The sequence below is a fragment of the Kribbella sp. NPDC056345 genome, from assembly GCF_042262745.1.
Classification (GTDB): domain Bacteria; phylum Actinomycetota; class Actinomycetes; order Propionibacteriales; family Kribbellaceae; genus Kribbella.
The window spans coordinates 546,799-568,117 of sequence record NZ_JBHJQQ010000005.1; the positions used below are offsets into that span (position 1 = coordinate 546,799).

17 protein-coding genes are annotated in these 21,319 nt (G+C 65.4%); 6 read left to right on the forward strand and 11 right to left on the reverse strand.

Annotation, left to right across the window (positions count from 1 at the left end; genetic code table 11):
• The first annotated feature begins 197 nt into the window (after positions 1-197).
• A complete protein-coding gene (locus ACFCV3_RS21270; RefSeq protein WP_376032248.1) occupies positions 198-1,232 on the forward strand; it encodes a helix-turn-helix domain-containing protein in 1,035 nt (344 codons plus the stop codon).
• A 1-nt stretch (position 1,233) separates the two neighbouring features.
• On the opposite strand, the gene ACFCV3_RS21275 is transcribed toward ACFCV3_RS21270, so the two are convergent.
• Positions 1,234-3,315 carry a M14 family zinc carboxypeptidase gene (locus ACFCV3_RS21275; protein WP_376032250.1) on the reverse strand — a complete coding sequence of 694 codons (2,082 nt, stop codon included), beginning with the start codon at positions 3,313-3,315 and terminating at the stop codon, positions 1,234-1,236.
• Between the two features lie 160 nt (positions 3,316-3,475).
• Between ACFCV3_RS21275 and ACFCV3_RS21280 the strand changes: the two genes are divergently transcribed.
• From ACFCV3_RS21280 to ACFCV3_RS21295, 4 genes are all read left to right on the forward strand, one after another.
• Positions 3,476-4,831, forward strand: a complete 1,356-nt coding sequence (locus tag ACFCV3_RS21280) for an APC family permease (RefSeq protein ID WP_376032252.1) — start codon at positions 3,476-3,478, stop codon at positions 4,829-4,831.
• A gap of 23 nt (positions 4,832-4,854) precedes the next feature.
• On the forward strand, positions 4,855-5,256 hold the full coding sequence (locus ACFCV3_RS21285) for a hypothetical protein (protein WP_376032254.1): 402 nt from the start codon (positions 4,855-4,857) through the stop codon (positions 5,254-5,256).
• Positions 5,256-6,482: a glutathionylspermidine synthase family protein gene (locus ACFCV3_RS21290; protein ID WP_376032256.1), complete on the forward strand. Its 1,227-nt coding sequence runs from the start codon at positions 5,256-5,258 to the stop codon at positions 6,480-6,482. Before ACFCV3_RS21285 ends, ACFCV3_RS21290 begins: the two co-directional genes overlap by 1 nt.
• Before the next feature lie 81 nt (positions 6,483-6,563).
• Positions 6,564-7,085: an HD family hydrolase gene (locus ACFCV3_RS21295; protein WP_376032258.1), complete on the forward strand. Its 522-nt coding sequence runs from the start codon at positions 6,564-6,566 to the stop codon at positions 7,083-7,085.
• A gap of 380 nt (positions 7,086-7,465) precedes the next feature.
• Here the strand turns inward: ACFCV3_RS21295 and ACFCV3_RS21300 are convergent, their stop codons facing one another.
• Together ACFCV3_RS21300 and ACFCV3_RS21305 are read right to left on the reverse strand one after the other, a co-directional pair.
• Positions 7,466-8,404 (reverse strand): hypothetical protein, encoded by a 939-nt coding sequence (locus ACFCV3_RS21300; protein WP_376032260.1) that lies wholly within the window; start codon positions 8,402-8,404, stop codon positions 7,466-7,468.
• Entirely contained in the window at positions 8,405-9,484 is a 1,080-nt protein-coding gene (locus tag ACFCV3_RS21305; RefSeq protein ID WP_376032262.1) for a DUF262 domain-containing protein, read from the reverse strand.
• A gap of 577 nt (positions 9,485-10,061) precedes the next feature.
• On the opposite strand from ACFCV3_RS21305, the gene ACFCV3_RS21310 reads away from it, so the two are divergent.
• Positions 10,062-10,316, forward strand: coding sequence for a hypothetical protein (locus ACFCV3_RS21310; protein ID WP_376032263.1), 255 nt, complete (start codon positions 10,062-10,064; stop codon positions 10,314-10,316).
• Positions 10,317-10,401: 85 nt separating this feature from the next.
• Here the strand turns inward: ACFCV3_RS21310 and ACFCV3_RS21315 are convergent, their stop codons facing one another.
• The 8 genes from ACFCV3_RS21315 to ACFCV3_RS21350 form a co-directional block, all read right to left on the reverse strand.
• Positions 10,402-12,336 (reverse strand): protein kinase, encoded by a 1,935-nt coding sequence (locus ACFCV3_RS21315; RefSeq protein WP_376032265.1) that lies wholly within the window; start codon positions 12,334-12,336, stop codon positions 10,402-10,404.
• Between the two features lie 738 nt (positions 12,337-13,074).
• Positions 13,075-14,475 carry an alkaline phosphatase PhoX gene (locus ACFCV3_RS21320; protein ID WP_376032267.1) on the reverse strand — a complete coding sequence of 467 codons (1,401 nt, stop codon included), beginning with the start codon at positions 14,473-14,475 and terminating at the stop codon, positions 13,075-13,077.
• Positions 14,476-14,603: 128 nt separating this feature from the next.
• Positions 14,604-15,905 (reverse strand): ABC transporter substrate-binding protein, encoded by a 1,302-nt coding sequence (locus tag ACFCV3_RS21325; RefSeq protein WP_376032269.1) that lies wholly within the window; start codon positions 15,903-15,905, stop codon positions 14,604-14,606.
• Positions 15,906-15,916: 11 nt separating this feature from the next.
• Entirely contained in the window at positions 15,917-17,020 is a 1,104-nt protein-coding gene (locus ACFCV3_RS21330) for a branched-chain amino acid ABC transporter permease (RefSeq protein WP_376032271.1), read from the reverse strand.
• On the reverse strand, positions 17,017-17,904 hold the full coding sequence (locus ACFCV3_RS21335) for a branched-chain amino acid ABC transporter permease (RefSeq protein ID WP_376032273.1): 888 nt from the start codon (positions 17,902-17,904) through the stop codon (positions 17,017-17,019). The genes ACFCV3_RS21330 and ACFCV3_RS21335 overlap by 4 nt, the downstream gene beginning before the upstream one ends.
• Positions 17,901-19,730, reverse strand: coding sequence for an AMP-dependent synthetase/ligase (locus ACFCV3_RS21340; protein ID WP_376032275.1), 1,830 nt, complete (start codon positions 19,728-19,730; stop codon positions 17,901-17,903). Before ACFCV3_RS21340 ends, ACFCV3_RS21335 begins: the two co-directional genes overlap by 4 nt.
• A complete protein-coding gene (locus ACFCV3_RS21345) occupies positions 19,727-20,506 on the reverse strand; it encodes an ABC transporter ATP-binding protein (protein ID WP_376032277.1) in 780 nt (259 codons plus the stop codon). The genes ACFCV3_RS21340 and ACFCV3_RS21345 overlap by 4 nt, the downstream gene beginning before the upstream one ends.
• On the reverse strand, positions 20,503-21,288 hold the full coding sequence (locus tag ACFCV3_RS21350) for an ABC transporter ATP-binding protein (RefSeq protein ID WP_376032279.1): 786 nt from the start codon (positions 21,286-21,288) through the stop codon (positions 20,503-20,505). The genes ACFCV3_RS21345 and ACFCV3_RS21350 overlap by 4 nt, the downstream gene beginning before the upstream one ends.
• Positions 21,289-21,319 lie beyond the last annotated feature (31 nt).

A 21,319-nucleotide genomic window follows, 5' to 3' on the forward strand; every position in this document is an offset into this window, starting at 1 on the left:
CGGAGGAGATCCCCTTCGACCGCGGCGGTGCCGCCGTGCGCATCGGTCCCGGGTCCGGGACTTAAGACGCGGTAAGGATGCGGCGGTGGGACCAGCGGGAACCGTGGATGTGCGAAAGAATCCTTCACAGGAGACCAGTCAAGCCGTTAGAAGTGACCCGCCCCAGGTTCTTCGCGCCCGAACAAGGTGAGGCCCCCATGACAACCGCGCCCCCGGTTTCGTCCTACTCGATCGACTCGTGGACGACGGACGACGTCAGACCACCGGAACGTGTCGAGTACTGGATGAGCGTCGTCAGCGCGGCCACCCGTTACCGGGTGGACCCGACCTGTTCGCCGGGGACCTTCCGGGGCCGGCTGCTGCGCATCGGCACGGTCGCCTACACGCTCGGCCGGGCGTCGGCCGACTGTGCACAGGGACATCGAACCACCGCAATGGCGTCCCAGGATCCGCACGACAGCCGCACGCTGCTGTGGACGATCCGAGGTCAGTTGCTGGTCAGCCAAGATGGTCAGGAGTTTCGCGTCGGCCCAGGTGAGGCGTTCCTGGCGTCGTCGGATTCGCCGTTCGAAGCGAAGCTCGACCACGCCGACATCGCGCTGCTGACGATTCCCAGGGCGGAGATGGAGAACCGCCTGCGCCCCTCGGCGCGCCGGTCGGCACCCCGGATGCTCGACATCAACCGAGGCTTGGGTCGGGTCCTGGCGGGCATGCTGGGTGAGCTGTTCGCTCAGCGAGCGCACTTGTCAGCAGCCGAGTTCGATGCGGTCTGCGATCGGCTGGTCGATCTGCTGTGCATGCTCGCCGTCGGTGACGACCGGCCGGACACCGAGGGCGGCCTGGTCGAGGTCGAAGCGATGGTCAGACGCTACGTGCGCGAGCACGCCACCGATCCGGGGCTGACCGGCGCCACGATGGCACGTGCCCTGGGCTGGTCGCTGCGGCAGGTTCAGCTGGCCTTGCAGCAGGCTGGTACGACGCCCCGGGAACTGATCCGGGAAGAACGACTCGCGCTCGTCCACCAACGCCTGCGCAGCCCCGTTCACATCGTCATCGGCGAGCTCGCCCAAAGATCCGGCTTCTCCTCCAACAGCGTTCTGAGTACCGCATTCCGTCAGCGCTACGGCATGAGCCCGCGGGAATTCAGAGCGCACTATCTGCTGGGCGCAATGCGACGCGACGGTGCGGACCCCTCGGCGTACTGCTTGATCGCCGAGGGGGCCACTGGGTGACTCAGCCCTTGAAGCGGCGGCAGGGGTCGCCGACCCAGACCGTCTTACCGCGGTCGACGGTGACGTCGCGGGTACCGAGGAGCTTGCCGCCCTTGGTGTAGCAGCTCAGCTTCCAGCTCTCCTTGACACCGGTGTACGACGCGGGCGTCGGCGGGGCGAACTCGACCGAGCCGGTCCAGTCGGCCGTCTCACCACCGTCGAAGTTCTCTACCTGGACCGTGTACTGCCCCGGTACCGGGTCGAGCAGGACTGCGACCTCGGGGTCGGCCAGCGACGCAGCCTGCGCGACCCGCTTGCCGTCCGGTCCGTAGATGTAGACGTCCCAGTCGACGTCCGGCTTGTTCCAGCCGATCTTGATCGTGGCCTTGCCGTTGTCGGCTTCCGGTGGTGCCTTGATCGTGAACGTCGCCGTCTCGGACTGGCCCTTGACCGGGATCCCGTCCGGGTTGGTCAACGTGACCGACGGCTGGGTCGGTGCGACCGGGTCACGGCCCCAGCGGCCGGCGACGTACGGGCGGGTGGACGGGTTGACCGACCACTTGAACGGGCCGAGGCCGGTGGTCAGCGTCGACTCGAGCTTGTCGGTGTAGATGATCGGGTCCTTCTTCGTACCGTCCGGCTGGACCACCGGCGAGGTCGGCGTCTGGAAGGTCTTCGCGATCTTCAGCGTGCGGCCGGGTGTGGTCGCGCCGAGGAGGGTCGAGTGCAGCTTGGCGTTACCGGTGGCCTCGCTCATAGTCAGCAGCGCCTCGCGGTTACCGCCCGTACCCACACCCGGCGCAGGCGCCTGGCCGACGTAGTGCGCGACGACCCCTTCGGCGTACGGCGGGTGGAAGGACGAGCCGATCTCGAACGTGAATCCGAAACCGCCGGTTGCCCAGTAGCTCCAGTCCTCGGTCGAACCGGTGGTGTCGTACAGCTGGTAGCTCGGTTGGTTGGTGTAGCCGTTGTCTGCCGCCAGCGATGCCCCAAGAGCCTTGTACGCCGGCTCATCCGGGGGTGCGCCCACGGCCATCACGCCCGGCGGACGCAGGATCAGGTTCCCGAAGGTGTGCAGTGTGACGAGTCCGGTCACCTGGCGGTTGGAGACGACCCAGCGGACGTTCCGCACCTCGGGCAGGATGGACGGCTCGTCACCGCGGTAGGTCTCACTGCGATAGTTGGTGCTCGCGCCCGGTCCACCCCAGAAGCCCGGGTAGTTCCGGTTGGGGTCAGTACCGCGCTGCACACCCTGCGGGTTGTTGCCGCAGTCGCCGCCGAGCTCCTCGGGCAGCGTCTTGGCCGTCACCTCACACGTCTTGCGCTTCATCTCGTAGTCGAACTTGCTGAAGTCACCCTTGGGAGCGGCCTCGCGCGAAGTGTTGTAGCCGTCGACATTGATGAGCGGTACGACGATGGTGCGCGTGCTCTGCACGATCGACGTGATCCGCTTGTTCTTGCCGTAGTTCTTGGTGAGATCGAAGGCGTACTCGATCGCGGTCTCCGCCGACGGCCACTCGCGCGCGTGGTGCGCGCCGATCAGAAGGAAGACGGGCTTGCCGTCGCTCACGTTCTGCGGGTTGGTGGTGATCTCGACACCGCGGACCGTGCGGCCTTCGCCGGTCTTGTAGGGCAGCGTGATCGGCTTGACCAGCCTCGGGTACTTCTTGGCCAGCAGCGTCAGATCCGCCTCGTAGTCAGCCAGCCGGCGGTAGGTGTCGCGCCCGCTGGGCAGCGGCGAGACCGCGGTCTTGGCCGCATACTCGGCGTCCTTGGCACGGTCGAGACGGTTCTGCTCCTCGACATCGGCGACCTTGACGGTCCACGCGAAGCCGGCGGACTTCAGCAGACTCCGCTCGCGGGCGTCCCCGGCGAACACGGTAACGGAGTCGGCGTCGGCCTGCTCGGTGACGTCGAATCCAAGCTTGAGCAGCTTCTCCTTGTCGGCGCGGGTCGGCGTACTCACATCGAGCAGCTGCGACCTGTTGTCCGGCGGCGGATCGGCCTGGGCCGGGGCGGTCAGCCCCTGCAACCCGGCAACCACCGCGGCGACAGCGGCCGCGCAACCCACCACGGCAGTGCCACGGCGCTTGGTCCAGTTCATTTCGGGCGTACCCCCACTCTGTCGGACCGCCGGCGGCAGGCTGCCTGTCAGGCGGCGCGGTGCGACTCGTCCGCACATGCTCACCCGAGACGGACCCGAAGTCGAGCCGATTCACCAGATCCACCCAGAACACCTACCGGGATGGCACTCTGGGGGCACGATGACGACGACAGTTGATTCACGGTCCCGTGGGCGGAGTCTGCGGCGGGATGCGCTTGGGTTGGGAACGTCGACTGCGATCGGCATCTCGTCCTCCGCGCCGGCGTACTCGGTGGCGGTTGCGGTGGGACTGCTCGCCGCGTACGTCGGTACCGCCGCTCCCCTGGTTCTGGCGCTCTCGGCCGTACCCGTCGTACTGGTGGCGCTCTGCTTCCGTGAGCTGAACAGGACCGAGCCGGATTGCGGTACGACGTTCCCGTGGACCGAGAAGGCGTTCGGGATCGGGGTCGGCCGCATGGTCGGCTGGACAACTGTGATGGCCTGCGTGCTCGTCATGAGCAACCTGGCCCAGGTCGCTTCGGTCTACACCTATCTACTGCTCGGCCTCGACAGTCCGGCCGACTCTCGCCTAGCGCAGGCCGGTCTGGGCGCCGTGTTCATCGCTGTGATGACAGTGCTCGCCTACCGCGGCATCCGGATCGCCGCGTGGACGCAGGCAATCCTGCTGACGGTCGAGGTCGTCGCGCTGCTCTGGTTCGCCCTCAACGCCTTCCAGGAAGCCGGCGGCCTCAGCCTCGCGCTGAATACCGGCGAGGGCAAGTGGGCCGCCGCCGTACTGGTCGCAGTGTTCCTCTACTGGGGCTGGGACTCGTCCTTCAGTGTCAACGAGGAGACTCGCGACCCACGCCGTACTCCGGCCATCGCGGCACTCATCGCCAACGGCTTCCTGATCGTCCTGTACGCCGTAGTCGCGTGGTCCGCGCTTGCGTACGCAGGGGTCGGTCCGCTGGCCGGCATCGCGGACGACGACTTCTTCTCGGTCCTGAGCAACGACCTGCTCGGTACGGCGGGCGGCAAGCTGCTGATCGGCGCAGTACTCGTCTCCGCGCTCGCCTCGACCCAGACGACCATCCTGCCGACCGCCCGGACGATGCTGTCCATGGCCCGGCGCGACGCGTTCCCGGGGCAGTTCGCCCGGATCTCCACTCGCTTCCACACCCCCAGCGTCTCCACCCTGGCCTTCGCCGTGGCCAGCGTGGTCATCTACGTCACCCTGGTGCTCACCTCGGACGCAGTGCTGGCCGACGCCGTCGGAGCGGTCTCGGTGCTGGTGTCGCTCTACTACCTCGCCACCGCGATCGCCGTACCGGTGTATTTCACCGGCCAACTCAAGGGCCGGGTGCTGCAACGGGTAGTCGTCCCACTGCTGGCGGCTGCGTCGTTCGCCGCCGTACTGGTGCTGGCCGTCTCCGACGTGGGCACAGGCCCCCTGGTTGTGGTGGGTGTAACCATGGTGGTGGGCGCGCTGATCATGTACTCGATGAAGCCGCCTGCTGAGGGGGAAGGCAGGTCATGACGCAATCCGGACCAAGCAGGCGGATGCGCAGTGTCGGCATCACGCTCGGACTGACCGCGCTCGTCGCCGCTTCGCTGACCGGGTGCAGCAACGACGCCGACACGGCCGACTACGCCGCGATCTGTGTCGACCCGCAGACGCAGCAGCGGACCGCCGACGACCAGTGCAAGGACGATCGCGAGTACCACGGCTCCGGGGCTGGCTTCTTCTGGTTCTACATGGCCACCCGCGGCGGTTTCCTGGTGCCACCGGTCGGTGGCCGCTACAACACCGGCGACGGCAGCTACACCACCTCCAACCTGCGCAACGGCTCCGGCGGTACCGCGACCATCCAGCGCGGCGGATTGGCCACCAAAGGCGGCGACATCGGCACCATCGCGCGCGGCGGCTTCGGCAAGGCCGGCAAAGGGAGCTCCGGCGGCTGATGTGGCGACACTCGATCAAGCCCCGCCCCGGCTGGAAGGACAAGGTCGTCGAGCAGGGACTGGTCTTCCCGATGACGGACCTGCCCGACGGCAGCCAGACGCCGTACTGGAACGAGAGCGCCTGGTACGAGGTGACCATGGACGAGGTTCTGCACCTCGAACGCGTCACCGAGGAGCTCTACGAGATGTGCAAGCACGCCGCCGCGGTGATGGCTACCGGTGACCGGTTCAGCGACGCACACCTCGGGCTGGCGTCCGGGACGCTGCCGATGGTCCGGGAGTCACTGAAACGGGACGACCCCTCCGTGTACGCGCGGTTCGATCTGGTCTGGAACGGCGTCGAGCCGAAGATGCTGGAGATCAACGGCGACACCCCGACCGGGCTGGTGGAGTCGGCCGTGATCCAGTGGAACTGGCTGGAGGACGTCTTCCCCGACGCCGACCAGTGGAACTCGGTGCACGACCGGCTGGTCAAGTGGTGGAGCGAGCGCCGGGCAGCGGGCACCTTCCCTGGCAACGAGGCACACTTCTTCAACTCGGCCGCCGAAACCAGCGGCGAAGAGGCGATGACGGTGGCCTACCTCCGCGACACCGCGGCGATGGCCGGACTGGCGACGTACGGGCACGAGATCGAGGACCTCGGCTGGGACTCGGCGCAGCGCGCGTTCGTCGACTACGGCGGTCGGAAGATCCGTACGGCGTTCAAGCTGTACCCGTGGGAGGACATGCTCGACGACCAGTTCGGCAAGTACATCCTGTCCGGTCTCGAACGCGAGCCGGTGCGCTGGATCGAGCCGATGTGGAAGACAATGCTGTCCACCAAGGCGATCCTGCCGGTGCTCTGGGAGCTCTACCCGGACCACCCCAACCTTCTCCCCGCCTATTTCGGGACGCCGGGCGACCTGCTCGAGTGGGTGGCCAAACCGCTCCACGGCCGCGAGGGCAGCAACATCCGGATCCACACCATCACCTCGACCGAGGACGACATCCACGACGGCCCCTACGACACCGAGACAATGGTCTACCAGGCCTGGAGCCCACTCCCGTCGTACGAGGGAAACCGCGCGGTGATCGGCAGCTGGGTCGTCGACGGCGTCGCGGCCGGCATGATGGTCCGCGAATCCGACGGCCCGGTCACCGACTACTACGCCCGCTTCGTCCCCCACGCAATAGGCACCGAGGCCAGACCAAGCCCCGAACTCATCCAGCAATGGCTCGCCGAATAGCTACCCCGTTTCTTGCACTTGGAGCGCGAGTAGATGCGGGGTTCGGCGGTCAGCCCAGGGACGAGTTGATTAACCTGCGACGTGCCGACGCACAGTTCGCTGACCGCTGACGAAGGGACCCCCGCGGCCGACGACACCACCGACCAAGACGCCACAGCCACCATCGCCTTCGCCTACGAAATGGGCGTCCTCAAACGCCTCCGCCGCGCCGGCTGGTGGCACGCCGGCGTCCGCGACCCAGAATCAGTCGCCGAACACAGCCTCCGCGTAGCCCAACTCGCAGCCCTCATAGCCGCCGAAGAAGGCGCCGACCCAGCCCGCGCCGCCTACCTAGGCATGTGGCACGACTCCCAAGAAACCCGCATCGGCGACATCCCCCACAGCGCCCGCCCTTACATCGACGTAGCCCCCAACGAACGCATCACCGAAGACCAGGTCGCGGGCCTACCCGACACCGCCGCCAAAAGCGTCCGCGAAGCAGTCACCGAATACGAAACCCAAGACACCCTCGAAGCCCGCTGCGCCAAAGACGCCGACCGCCTCGAATGCCTCCTACAAGCCATCGAATACCGCGAATCCGGCTACACCCGCGTCGACGGCTAGATCGAATCCTCCCGGGCCAGGCTTGAAACCCCATACGCCAAACGTCTCGCGGAGGCTGCTCTCACCGTCTCGCCCTCGCCTGGCGCAACCGGTGACCGGCAAGTCACACGAACTGACTGGCTGACAGGCTCAGGTCCACCCAAAGCTGCCAGGGAGTCGACAGCTCGTCGGCACACAGGTCGATAGGATGAGAGACGTCGGCTCGATCGCACTCGCTGATGGACAGGTCTCAGCACCCAGCAGGGCAGGTCGCGCTGATGCTTCATCCCTATCTCGCACGTCGTCACGCGTCCCGCGTGAGAAACGCTGACTAGATCCTCTCCCCTGTCAAGCGACCGTGGTGGTGCGAGAGGGCCACAGACCAACCGTGGGATCGCTCCCTAGATGCAATCCGTGCTCTCCCATTTCATCGGCATACCGCTCCTGTCTCGCAAGACGATAGCTTCAAACTTCGGTCGCGCCTTCGATACTGCATAAAGCCACGCCGTCTTCTCGTCGCTCTCATGCTTCATAGCACGAGCCACACCCTCCCGCTTGCTAACAAATTTCTTGCCATCGTGATCGATAAAGATTATCGATATATCCTGCGCCAACTTCGGCCTCGCCTGCAGAGCAAAACCTGCAGTACTATCGTGCAGCAATCGAGCAGCGCGACTGACCAGAAAGTCAAATCCAAGCGCAATAGCCTTCGCATGCTGACAGAATGCACTAAGCTCAGAGGGCTGAATGTTAGCACTCGCTCTATGAGCCGCCTGATTCCGCAACCTCATACCTTGTGCATACGCATCCCGTAGCGGAACACTCCCAAGTCCGACCCTGGATCCGAGTGCAGTAATCTCATTCCATGGATCTGCAGCATGTAGCGTCTTTAGGATGTTTCCAACTTCATCGGCTCCGATATTGGCGCCAGCATGCCCGAGCGCGAACCTCGATATAGAGAGTGGACCACTCGACGTACTTGCAATCTCAGACGCCGCTCCTTGCAAGATGGGCACCGGGTCGTCGCCTTGCCTGCTCGCCATAACCGCTCGAGAGTGCGCAGCGCGCATCGCTTCGACAGTTGCCGCAACCGCGAGATCACGGGGTAGCTCATCAAATTTGAGAGAGGTCCGGCTGACGACGGCAAGGATCTCGGTCGACCGCTCACGAATGAAGTCTTCCAGAGCACTAAATGTCACGACCATCAAGCCGTTGCGCAGGACTCTTGCCCGGCTATTGTGCGACGTGTCCGTCAGCGACTGGTCAATTAGAAGCGATTGCCCTAGCGCATCCTCAACAGCCCGAACCCTCTCAAGGAAGTTATGGCGAGACACAGACATCTAGCGCTCCGAGGCTTCGGTCAGCTTCTCCACCATCCGTGAAATCCGGTATTGAACCTTCGAAGGAGTATTGGTAGCCACGCGAACTGCATCCTCGAACTCCGGATCCTTCTCGAAGAGACGCTGTACAGCAGCTTCAGCGCGACCCGGCCTGCGCTCGAGCCTGTCGATCGCATCGTCCGTCAGAAGGGTCACAGCCACCATCTGGCTGTCATACATGCCAGCTAACGTCTGATCACGCCAAGAGCCACGATCCGGTCGCTTGAACGAGTTCTCACCCCAGAGGCGGGAGCAAGCATCGATGGCTCGCCTGAAGGATTTCCCAAACTGCGCGAGAACTCTAGCCGAAGGCGCCCTGTTTGCACGCATATACTCGTCCATCGACCACCTAAAGTCACCCGAGAATTGATCCCAGGTATCTCGCAGCGTAAAGAAGCGTAATACGTATTCAACGTCCTGCATTGCCCGGTAGGCTGGAGCTCGAGTGTCGCGAATTTTCAGCTGGCGCCTTAGGAACTTGTGATCTGAAAGTTCTACGAGAAGATCATTCAGCGGGCCCCGATAGATGACGTTCCTTATTTCTTGAGCATTCAAAGGCTGACCACCGGAATTCAGGCGATGGAACACCTCATACTTGGTTGCAGAGTCAGACTGCCGAAGCAACGTGACCGCTCGAATATACGGACGCACCAGAAGAGCATTCCTTAGCGAGGCCGGCAGGTCACGGAAGCGATAGCCGTCGAGCTCATCGAACCGAGTGAGGGAACTTAGAGCTAGGCGATTCCTCATAAAATCATGAACTGCAGTTATACGCTGCTTGCCGTCAATTACCGAATAGCTGCCAAAGTCATCTTCAGCGAGATACACCGGTGGCACGGGGATGTTGAGCAGGAATGACTCGATCAACGCGGATTGTTTTGAACTGTCCCATCGCTCGCGCCTCTGGAACTGCGGTCGCACATCGATGGCATCATTTTCGACCATCGAAGCTATCGTTTCCAACGAAAGATCTGATGCCTGGAGGACCAGCGCATCCTGCGCCAGCTCAAAGCGACGAATGACTTCGGCAGCGGCGCTCATTAATCTCCCCGGGGTGACAGGTTGGAGTGTGCTAAGTATCGAGCGTGGCAACCATCCGCCAGCCGGGTCATCATCGTAGGGCAAAGGCGGTCGCCTCGTCAGCTGCAGAACGTCAGACTCCGGGATCACCCGATGGCCGCTGCTCTACATGCCACGGAAGCAGGATCCGTGGCATGTAGAGCAAGCGGACGGGTCTTCAGAGAAGTTGTCCCAAACGCTGACGCGATCTGCAAGGGAGCGGAGTGCCGTTACGCGCTCTGACTCCTTGTCGGCGCTCGTCACAGCCCAAGCGGCGCGTATAGCCGTAGGTCAGTCGGCCTGACGTCGAGCACCGCTCGATCGCGACGGACTTCGTCCTGAATCTCCGGCTCTCAGTCAGGCAAGATACCTTGTTCGAGCCTGCACTCGGCCAGGCTCTGGACATCGTCCTGTCCCACTCGCTGCAGACGGACGAGCACTCCTTGCTCGTCCGAAACCTGAATGCGCCGACGGGCTGGCATCGAGCGACAACGGCGGAGAAACGATCGTCGCCTGGCCCGAAGTCGCCGCCTCACCCGACACCTTCGAGCTCGCTGCCGTGGGCCTGATCCTGCTGCTGTCGGTCTGGGAAATTCGTCGCGCCAAGGGCCGTCAACACCAGACCTGGAATCGCTTCGAGACATTCCTGGGATGGGCTGTGCTCGCCTTCTCCCTCGTAGCCCACTCAATCGACCACGCCGGTCCTGCCGACCAGCAGCGCCAGGAAATGGCCCATCGCCGCGACCTCGACCGTCCACCCTTCGCTGCCGGACCATCCACGAACGCGGTCGCCTGTCCGGTCGTCAAACGTTGACTTGCCGTCGCACCTAGCGAGCCGGAGATACATGGCGCGGTCGGCGGCTCATTGAGGTCGAGCCACCTGTCGGGCTAGTGGCGAGTCAGGTCTCACTTGCCAGGGAGGCGTCGATAGCGTCCACCTCTGCTGCAAACAAGGTAGTCATGTCCTCGATCGCCAGCTCGGCGGACACGGCGATCCTTACTGGCGAACTACTCGCGCCCATCGCGGCACCAATCAGGTACTCCTCGAGAAGTTCAGTGCTTACCGCACCGAGCTCGTCGGACTGAGATGAGGAAACGAGGAGTTCGCTAGAAGGTTGGCCGTCGGACGCTAGCCGCAGCAACCGCCACATTGGCTGGCCGAAATCGTCCACTACAGCAGCTAGATTCGCTACCTGAGAACGGACGCCCTCATCAGCCTCCACACTGACAATCGCCAACTGGACCGCAGGCGAGCGGGTGCCGGTCGGCTCGCTGACCCGAACTACGAGCCTGCGATCGAGAATGGCAATGGTCCAAGTCGACGGCCCGCGCGTCGCATGCGCGTCCGTTGCCACCGCACAAATGGACTCGAGGAGCAGGTCCCAGAAGGCGTCAAGCATGACTAGGGCATGCTCGCCAGCCTGCAGCCGCGGATCTACAGAACCTCGGACCGCCGCTCGATTCTCCGCCCGTCGCTCAGCCGCCCTCGCGAGTCGGCGGAGCCTGTCCTCCGTCTCGGGTGATGGCAACCCAGCGGGCCCGGACACGACCGCGGCGGGCGCACTATCGCGGATCTCGGCAGCGAGCTCTCGACGCGCCGCGACGTCACTCGGGAGCCGCAACCTCACCCGTCGGGCACATTGCCAAACGATGTTCCAGACCAGACTCGACGGGTCACGGACCTGCCACGAGACTTCATATAGCAGGTCATCGACCACGTCCAGGACTGCAGTAGCCACAAGCCGGACGTTGGCAAGGTCCTCCCAGACGAGCTTCTTCGTGACCAAGTGTTCAGGTGTCCAGTCCGGGTCTCCGCCAGAGAAGGACTCCAATTGCAGTTCGAGGGCCGCTCGATTGTCGACCGTGGCACTTGAAGGACCACGCCTCAGGTCGCGGCATTCGTCAAGGATCTTGTGGGCCGAATGCTCGACCACCTCTTCCATACCTTTGAGCTCGATTCCTCGGACGCTGAAGAACTCCTCGAAGTACATGCGGCCGGGATGACGTTGCTGAGGTCTAGGGGTGGACCCGCTCGGATAGAGCTCAAGCCATACCCGCAGCTCAGCCGCGATATCAGCCATGGTTGGCCTGTTCCTCGGATTCGTTTCAGTGGCCAGTTCGAGCAGTCTGGCAAGATCCTGCGCTGGTGGTCCTCCGAACTTCGTTAGGTCTGCCTCTTTGAGCCGAATCAGGAGCGGTCCTTGCGGAGGATACGTAGCGCCAGCGGCAAGGGCCCACAGGCTCTTCGCAAACGAGAACACGTCAGCACTGAAGGGGTCGGTGGCCTCTGTCCATGCCAGCATTTCGGGCGCGGAGAAGTTCGCGGGCCCCACCTTGCCGCCTTCCATCGTCAGATCTTTGTACCGATGCCCAGTGGCGAGACCGAAGTCACCGATCAACCCTCGATCTCGCCCGTAGAATAGGTTCGACGGTTTGACGTCGCGATGGGCGATGCCTTTCGCTGCAACTTCAACAAGCGTTTCTGCGATGTCAGCCATGCACGAGACTGCTGTTCGCAGATCAGGCTTGTCTCCTAGATACGTGGCCAGCGCAATGGCACGCTCGGTCACCATCCACGTCGGCCACCGTGCCGCGTGCCGGTCCAGCACGCGTAGTACGCCCGACAGATCCTGCAGCCTGAGCATGACCTCAACCTCATGCGTAAACCGCAACCGTGCGTTTGCCCACCCGCCTCGTGCGGTTTTGATGACACCCGCTTCTCCTTCGTGGGAATCAGCGGCCCACACGTCGCGACCCAGGCGACCACCGGGAGCCAGGGCCCATCGCCCAACGACCATGCCTTGATTGAGATCGATTCGCTTGAACGCAGGCACGTGGGGATTGTGCCATGCCGATCGCCACTCGATAGGCGGCTGAACACTTCTACTAGTGGTGAATACGCCTGCATTCACTCCGCCACGGTGACCGGTACTCGCGTCCTCGCAATCAGGTCTCCGGCCGTCCTCGCCGACCATGTCCTCTTAGAACATCGAGGGACCGAGACCTTCGCTCGTAGGCCCCGGCGCTTCGCCCATCAACGCATCAGAGCCAATGTCGAGGCGTGTGGTTAAGGTGCGTGTTCGGCCACCGACACGTCTGAGGATGCATTGCCAGTGACAGTTGATCTGCTGAGGCGACGCTAACGACATGAGGTGTGGGCTGCGCCCGAACAAACTCGCGCTCAGCGTGTAGCGCGAACACTCTCGACGACGGACTACTACGTGTCACTAACGTCGGTGGCCGTTGGGCGGGACGACAGACCGCTGGTCGTCGTCCCGCAGGCACCGACCGCCTCATGCGGCTCCGTCCGGGCATCCCAACAACCGCATCACTCGCCTGCCAAATCCACCACCGCTCGGCTGCGTGCGGCAGGCACCACCGCCGGCCGTAGGCAGGCAACACCACCTGTACCACGACGAGCGTGCACGGGTGGGGTTGACCACCTGCAGCACCGACCCGAGCCCTCGAAGCCGGTCAGCTGCCGGCGGCGGGTCACCACAGCCGGCCCGGGTGGGTAAGACCACCCGCGCCACAGCGGACCTGCACGGGTGGGCTTGACCTCCTCAGCCGGGTTAGCGGCGGCGGCGCCAGGGGCCGGTGATGGCGTAGGTGATGCCGGGGTTGTAGACGTTGAAGAACATGGTGCGGCCGTCGGCGGAGAAGCCGGCGCCGGCTAGTTCGCCGTACTCGGGTTCTTCGGGGGTGCCGATGTTGACGGTGTTCTTGGCGAACTTGAAGACCTGGCCGTCTTCGGTGGTGCCGAGGATGTGCTGGTCGCCGATGCCGTCCTCGCACATCATCAGGCCGCCGTACGGCGACATGGTGATGTTGTCGGGGGCGTCGTACTCGGGGTTGGCCGAGTCGGGGTCGTGTTTGAAGATGACCTCGAGGCGGAGGGTGTGTTTGCGGGGGTCGTAGCGCCAGACCTGGCCGTCGTGGTCGACCTTGGGGCCGAGTTCGGTGCGGGCGAACGAGGAGACGAAGTAGACGCAGCGGTCGCGGGCGCCCCACCAGCAGCCTTCGAGTTTGTAGCCGCCGGTGATCGGCTTCGAGTACGCCTGGGCGCGGACCGACTCGGTCGTGGCCAGCGGGTCCGGGACCTTGACCCACTGGACGCCGTGGAAGGTCGTGCCGGCTTCCTGGACGGTGGACATGTCGAGCAGGCCCGGGATGTGCATCGCCTGGAGTTCGCCGCCGGCTCGCAGTGAGCCCCAGCCGCCGCGGGGGCGGTTCGGGAGGAAGCGGTAGAAGCCGCCGAGCGGGGCGACGAAGGCGTCCTCGGTCTCGTAGACGATGCCGGTCGCCGGGTCGATGGCGACTGCTTCGTGCTGGAAGCGGCCCATCTCCTTCAGCGGGAACGGGTTGTTGTTGCGGCGGTCGTCGTACGGGTCGACCTCGAAGATGTAGCCGTGGTCCTTGGTGTAGCCGCTCTGACCGGCCTTGAGCTCGGTCTCCTCGCAGGTCAGCCAGGTGCGCCACGGGGTGATCCCGCCGGAACAGTTGATCGCCGTACCGCCGAGGCTGACGTACTCCTTGGTCGACTTCTGGTGCCGGTTCACGACCACGGTGCTGGTGCCGCCGGCGCCACCCGGGTCGTAGGTCCGCTCGGGCGGTGCGACGACCTTGATCTTCGAGGTCGGGCTGCACTCGTGGTTGCGGACCAGGCGCGCGCCGCCGTCACGGTCCGGGAACGTGCCCATCCCGTCGAAGCGGCTCGGGACCGGCAATCCGTCGCGACGGATCGTGCCCTCGCGGGACAGGATCGAGTAGCGGAAGCCGTGCGGCAGGTCGAGCATCCCGTCCGGGTCCGGAATCAGCGGTCCGTAGCCGATTTTCGGCCCGGACGTGCCGAGTGCCGGCTGCGCCGTGTAGAGCGCCTCCACCGACCCCGCCACCGTGACGGCGACTCCGGCCGCGGCCGCGGTTCCGACGAAGCGGCGTCTGGACAGGGAGCTGGACTGGTTCTCGGACAAGGTACGGCCTCCTCGTGGGCGGACAGCTAAGTCACGACAAGGATGAACGTACGGTGAACCAGAGGTGACGACAAGACCAATCGCGCGTCGTGGCACCCACAGTTACGGGTACCACGACGCGTGACCGGCTACTGGTAGCAGGGCTTGGTGAACTCGTGCTTCTCGGCCGTCTTGCCGGTGAAGAAGTCCTTCTCGACCTTCACACCCGTCGGGGCGGACGCGTCCACCTTGGAGATGATGCTCTGCCGGAACACCCGCTCGCCCGGCTCCCCGCTGAACTTGCCGGCCGCCTCCGGGAGCATCCCCTCGTAGTCCACCGTCTCCAGCGACTTGACCGCGGCCAGCAGCCCGGCCCGGGTCAGGTCCTTCGCGTCGACCGCCTTCTGCAGGGCGGCCTTCATCGGGTACGACCAGACCCATCCGGCCGTGTAGCCGTCGTTCGGCGCCGCCTTGAACGTCGCCGGGTCCACCGCTCCAGCGAGTGCCTTGTGGCCGACTGTGTCGGTCCCGTACGGCGCCCACGGGCCGGACTGCCGGTAGAGCGCGGTCAACGCGGGTGCGGCCGGGCTCTTCAGCAGCGCCGGGTTCCAGGTCGGGCTGGTGCCGATGAACTGCCCCTTGAACCCGTTCTGCGCCGCGCCGCCGACGATGGTCGCGGCCTCGGTCGGACCTGTGCTCAGGATGACCAGATCAGGCTTGGCCGCGAGCAGCTTCTGGATCGCTGCCCCCTGGTTCTCCTGCCCCGGCGCGGTCGGGATATCAGTGAACGTCATCCCGTTCGCCGCGGCCGCGATCTTCGTCCCGGCCGCCGCGTCGTCGCCGTAGTCGCCCGGGAAGTGCACCGCCGCGACGGTCTTGGACTTCAGCGTCTCGGCCGCGAAGTCGACCGAGTTCATCGACTCGAAGCAGTAGTTCGTGCCCGACTCCAGGATCACGTCCTCGAACGCCCAGGCCGAGGTCCACGACGCCGGTACGCCGATCACGTTGCTGGACTTGAGATCGGCCAGGATGGCCGCGGTGGTCGGCGAGCCGAGGGTCTGCGCCAATCCCAGTACGTCGGGCTTGATCTCGGCGTACACCTCGTTGTGGATCTGCGGGTTGTACTTGTTGTCCTTGACGTACTTGGTCGCGTCGACCTCGTAGGCGCCGATCCCGCCGGCCTCGTTGACCCGCTTCCAGAATGCCTTCTGGCTCTCGGTGATCGGCACCCCGAGCGCCTTGAACGGGCCCTCGGTCAGGTCCGAGATCGAGCCGAGGTAGATGCAGCCCTTGGTCTTGTCGATCGCGGCCGGGCAGGGCTCGGAGGTGACGCCGACGTCGAACTTGACGCCCGAACCACCCTCCTGCGTCTGCGGGGCGTCGTTGCGGCACCCCACCAGTAAGGTCAGCGCCGCGACCAGCGCGACGGCGATTCCTTTCCGAATGCTCATCGAAAACTCCTTCAGTGCGAGAACGGCCAGGATTTCCAGTAGGTGCGGAGCCGGATCCAGATCCCGAACAGCCCCCGCGGCTCGAAAATGAGAAACCCGATGATCAGCAGGCCGTAGAGGATCGTCTCGACCTGGAAGACCGTGATACCGCCGGAACCCGAACTGCTGCTGATGAACGGCAGCACGGCCGGGAGCTCGCGGGTGATCCGCGGCAGCAGCGTGATGAACAGCGCGCCGAGCACCGAGCCCGAGATGGTGCCGACCCCGCCGATCAGGATCATCGCGATGTACTGCACCGACATCCCGAGGTTGAACGACCCGGGCTCGACGAAGCCGATCATCACGTACAGCAGGGCGCCCGCGACACCCGCATAGAACGACGACACCGCGAACGCGATCATCTTGTACCGCGTCACGTCGACACCGATCACCTCGGCGGCCAGGTCCCGATCCCGTACGGCGGCCAGCGCGCGGCCGGTGCGTGACCGGACCAGATTGCGGGCCAGGACGCCGAAGATCACCAGCAGCACGAGCATCAGCAGGTAGAGCTTCTGCGCCTTCGTGAACAGCTCCCCGTCGACCGCGAACTGGAACCCGAACAACTCCGGTACGGCGGCCGGCCGCCCGACCCCGACTCCCCCGGTGAGCTCCCGCCAGTGCTTGAAGATGTGCTCCCCGATGAACACCAGCCCGAGTGTCACCACGGCCAGGTACAGCCCACGCAACCGGGCCGCCAGCGGCGCGACGATCAGCCCGGCCAACCCGGCGACCAGTCCGGCCGCCAGCAACCACACCGGCAGCGAGGTGATCCCGAAACCGATCAGCCGGGTGCTGTCCGGATCGCCCGAGATCGCCGCGGCCGTGTAGGCACCGATCGCCAGGAAGAACGCGTGCCCGAGCGACACCTGACCGCCGTACCCGGTGACGATGTTCAGCCCGATCGCACCGATCGCCGCAACACAGGCTGTCGCCAGTACGACGAGCAGGTCGTCCGTCAGCACAAACGGCAACAACACTGCCCCGACCGCCAGCGCAATGGTCCAGCCGCGCTTGGCGGGCGTGTTGAGCAACGCCATGTCCTGCTTGTAGGACAGGTAAAGCAGCGGTCGGCTCATATCCGCTCCACCTCCCGGGTGCCGAACAGTCCGTACGGTCTGACCAGCAGGACGAGCAGCATCAGCAGGTACGGGACGACCAGGAAGAAGTCCCCGCCGAGCACCGGATGCAGGTCACCGCCGTAGCTACCGACCAACGCCTCGACGACACCGATCGACAGTCCCGCGACCACGGCCCCTCCCAGCGAGTCCAGGCCCCCGAGAATGATCACCGGCAGCGCCTTGAGAGCGGTCAGCCAGAGGTTCTGCTCGAGCCCGATCCCGGTCGACAAGAACACACCGGCCAGACCGGCCAGAGCCGCCGCGAGAGCCCAGGACAGTGAGAACACCCGGCCGACCGAGACACCTTGGGCCAGCGCGACCTCCTGGTCCGACGACGCCGCCCGCATCGCCAGGCCGGTCCGCGACCAGCGGTAGAAGGCGAACAGCGCGGCCACCACGACGAGCGTCGTCACCAGCGTGGCCAGGTGCCGCTGGTCGATCTTCACCCCCAGTACGCCGACCTGCCCCAGCCCCCACGGGTCGCCCATCTGCCGGATGTCCAGGCCGATGAACGAGTTCACGACCGTGCGGATCACGATGTCGACGCCGAGGGTGATGATCGCGATCACGAACACCGGCTTGCCGATCATCGGCCGCAGAGCCAGCCGCTCCACACCGGCGCCGAGCAGCGCGACCAGCAGCAGCGCGACGACCACGGCGAGGAAGAAGTTCATGGACACGACGAGATAGCTGACCAGCAGCGCACCGGCCATCATGAAGGCCGGCTGGGCGAAGCTGATCACCCGCATGGACTTGTAGACGATCACGAAACCCAGTGCCAGCAGGGCGTAGATGGATCCGTTGCCGAGCCCACGGACCACTGTGGCGACGAACTCGTTCATCGGGCACCCCCGGCGTACATGGACTCGACCAGCTCCTCGAACGACCGCATCACCGCGTTGCGTTTCAGCTTCTGGGTCGCGGTGAGTTCACCGTCCTCGTGGTCCAGCAACTTCGGCAGCAGCCGGAACGACCGAACCTGCTCGACAGTGGCCAGCCTGCCGTTGACGTCGTCCACGATCGACTGCACCAGCTTGATCACCTCGGGCTTCGCGGACAGATCGGCGTACGTCGAATAGGGCAGTCGGTGCTGCTGGGCCCAGTGGCCGACCGTGTCCGGCTCGATGCCGATCAGGGCGGCGAGGAACCGGCGCCGGTCACCGACCACCAGAACTTCCTTGATGTACGGCGACGCCTTCAGCGCGTTCTCGATCTCCGACGGGGCGATGTTCTTGCCGCCCGCCGTGATGATGATGTCCTTCATCCGGTCGGTGATCCGCAGATGCGTACCGTCGACCCACTCCCCCACGTCGCCAGTATGTAACCAACCGGTTGGTTCCAGGACCGCCGCGGTCGCCGCCGGGTCTCGCCAGTAGCCCGCGAAGGTCCCCGGGTGCCGGGTGAGGATCTCGCCGGTGACCTCGTCGATCCGCACTTCGACCCCGGCGTGCGGCTCACCGACCGTGCCGACCTTCACCCTGCCCGGGCGGTTCGCAGTCGCCACCGCGGTGTTCTCGGTCATTCCGTACACCTCGTGCATCGGCAGCCCGAGCCCCATGAAGAACCGCAGTACCTCGGGGGCGATCGGCGCGGCACCCGAGGCGGCGTACCGGACCTTGCGCAGGCCGACGCGATCCTTCAGCGCGCGGTAGCAGAACAACCAGCCGACCGCGTAGACCGCCCGCGACGCTGCGGTATGCCGGCCACCGTTGGCAGTCAGTACGTCGCCGATCCAGTCCGCCCGGCGGAGCCAGAAACCGCCGATCCGGCGCTTCACGGGGTCGGCGGACTCGATCCGGATCTGGACACCGGCCGCGATCTTCTCCCAGATCCGGGGCACCCCGAACAGGACGGTCGGCTGGACCTCGTGCAGGTTCCCGGCCACGGTCTCGATCGATTCGGCGAAGTGCACGCAGACCCCGGCACCGGCGCCGAACCAGCAGCTGAAGATCCGCTCGGCGACATGGCACAACGGCAGGTAGGACAGCACGCTGTCGCGGGGTGATGGCGGTGGCGCGGTGAATCCGCCGCGCTCGACCAACTCCTGAATCGCGAAGTCGACGTTCGCCGCCGTGAGCATCGCGCCCTTCGGCGGGCCGGTGGTGCCGGAGGTGTAGACGAGCGTCACCACGTCGTCCGCAGTGGCGGTGTCCATCCGCTGCGTCACCGCGTCCGGGTGCTCGGATCGGTGCTGCTTGCCCAGGGCAAGGAAGTCGGGCCACGCGAGCAGCCGCGGATCGTCGTACCGGTTCCGGATCCCGCGGGGTTCGACGTACACGATGTGGGTGAGGTCCGGCAGGTCTTCGATCGCGAGTGCCTTGTCGACCTGCTCCTGGTCCTCCGCGATCAGCACCTTCGCGCCGCAGTGTTTCAGCAGGTAGCCGACTTCGGCGACCGGGTTCGTCGGGTAGAGACCGACGGTTGCTGCCCGGACGGCGACCGTCCCGATGTCGGCGTACAGCCATTCGCGCCGGTTCTCGGAGTGGATCGCGACCCGGTCACCGGGTTCGATGCCGAGGGCAATCAAGGCGTGCCCGACCAGCTCGGCGAAGTCCCAGTACGCCGCCCAGTCGACCTGCTGCCAGATGCCCAGATCCTTTTCCCGCAAGGCGATCACGGCCGGCGTGGTGGCCGCCCGCTCCTGGACGCGGGTGGCGATCGTTCTCATGGCTGCACCCGGTGTTCCTCGCCCAGATAGGCGCGTACGACGTCGGGGTCGGTGGCCACTTCCTTCGGCGTACCGGTACGGATCGGGCGGCCGAAATCGATCACCATGATCCGGTCGGCCAGGTCCATCACCAGGCCCATGTCGTGTTCGACCATCACCATCGGCAGCCCGAAGTCGTCACGGATGTCGAGGATGAACCGGGCCATGTCCTCGGTCTCCTCCAGGTTCATCCCGGCGACCGGTTCGTCCAGCAGCAGCAGCTTCGGTTCGGCGGCCAGTGCCCGGCCGAGCTCGACCCGCTTCTGGACGCCGTACGGCAGCAGGCCGACCGGGAGCCGCCGCCACTGGGCCAGCTCGAGGAAGTCGACGATCTCCTCGACGGCGTGCCGATTCGCCAGCTCGTTACGGCGGGCCTTGCCGATCCACCCGAACGCCGCGAGGACGCCGTACGGGTGATGGTGGTGCCGCCCGAGCATCAGGTTGTCGAGGACGGTGAGGTTGGAGAACAGCTCGATGTTCTGGAAGGTGCGCGCGATACCGAGCCGTGCGATCTGGTGCGGGCGGCGGCCGAGCAGGTCCTCGTCGCCGAAGCGGACGGTGCCACGCTGCGGCCGGTAGACGCCCGACAGCACGTTGAAGATCGAGGTCTTCCCGGCGCCGTTGGGCCCGATGACCGCGAACAGCTCCCCCGGATCCACGCTGAAGCTCACACCGTCGAGCGCCCGCACCCCGTCGAAGCTGAGCACGACATCGTCGAACGTCAGTACGGCGCTCATGACAGCCACCGCTTCCGGCGGCGGTAATGTTTCACGTCCCGGAAAGACTTCGCCGACCCTTCCGCGCCGAGGCCAAGGTAGAACTCCCGTACGTCGCCATCCGCGAGCAGCTCGGCGGCCGGCTTGTCCATCACGATCGAGCCGTTCTCCAGCACATACCCGTGCTCCGCGATCGAGAGCGCCATCGCCGCGTTCTGCTCGACCAGCAGCACGGTCGTGCCCTGACTGTTGATCTGGACGATCACGTCCCGGATCTGCTGCACGATCATCGGCGCCAGGCCGAGACTCGGCTCGTCCAGCAGCAGGTACGCCGGGTCGGACATCAGCGCCCGCCCGATCGCCAGCATCTGCTGCTCCCCACCGGACAGATACCCGGCCGTCCGGTGCCGACGACCGGCCAGCACCGGGAACAGCTCGTAGGTCCGGTCGAGGTTCGTCCGGATCGAGCGCGGGGCGACGTGACCGCCGATCCGCAGGTTCTCCTCGACGGTGAGGTCGGCCAGGATCCGCCGGCCCTCCATGACCTGTTTGATGCCCAGGGCAGCGATCCGGCTGGCGCCGTACGTGTGGATCGGCTCCCCGTCGAGCGTGATCGACCCGCGCCGGACCGCGCCGTCGTGGACGTCGAGCAGGCCCGACAACGCGCGCAGCAGGGTGGACTTCCCGGCGCCGTTGGCCCCCAGCAGGGCAACGATCTGCCCCTGCGGGACCTCGAGGCCGACGCCCCGCAGCACCAGCATCACATCGTCGTAGACGACCTCGAGGTTCTTCGCTGCCAGCACCCGGCCTCCCGGATCCCCGATGGTTCCAATG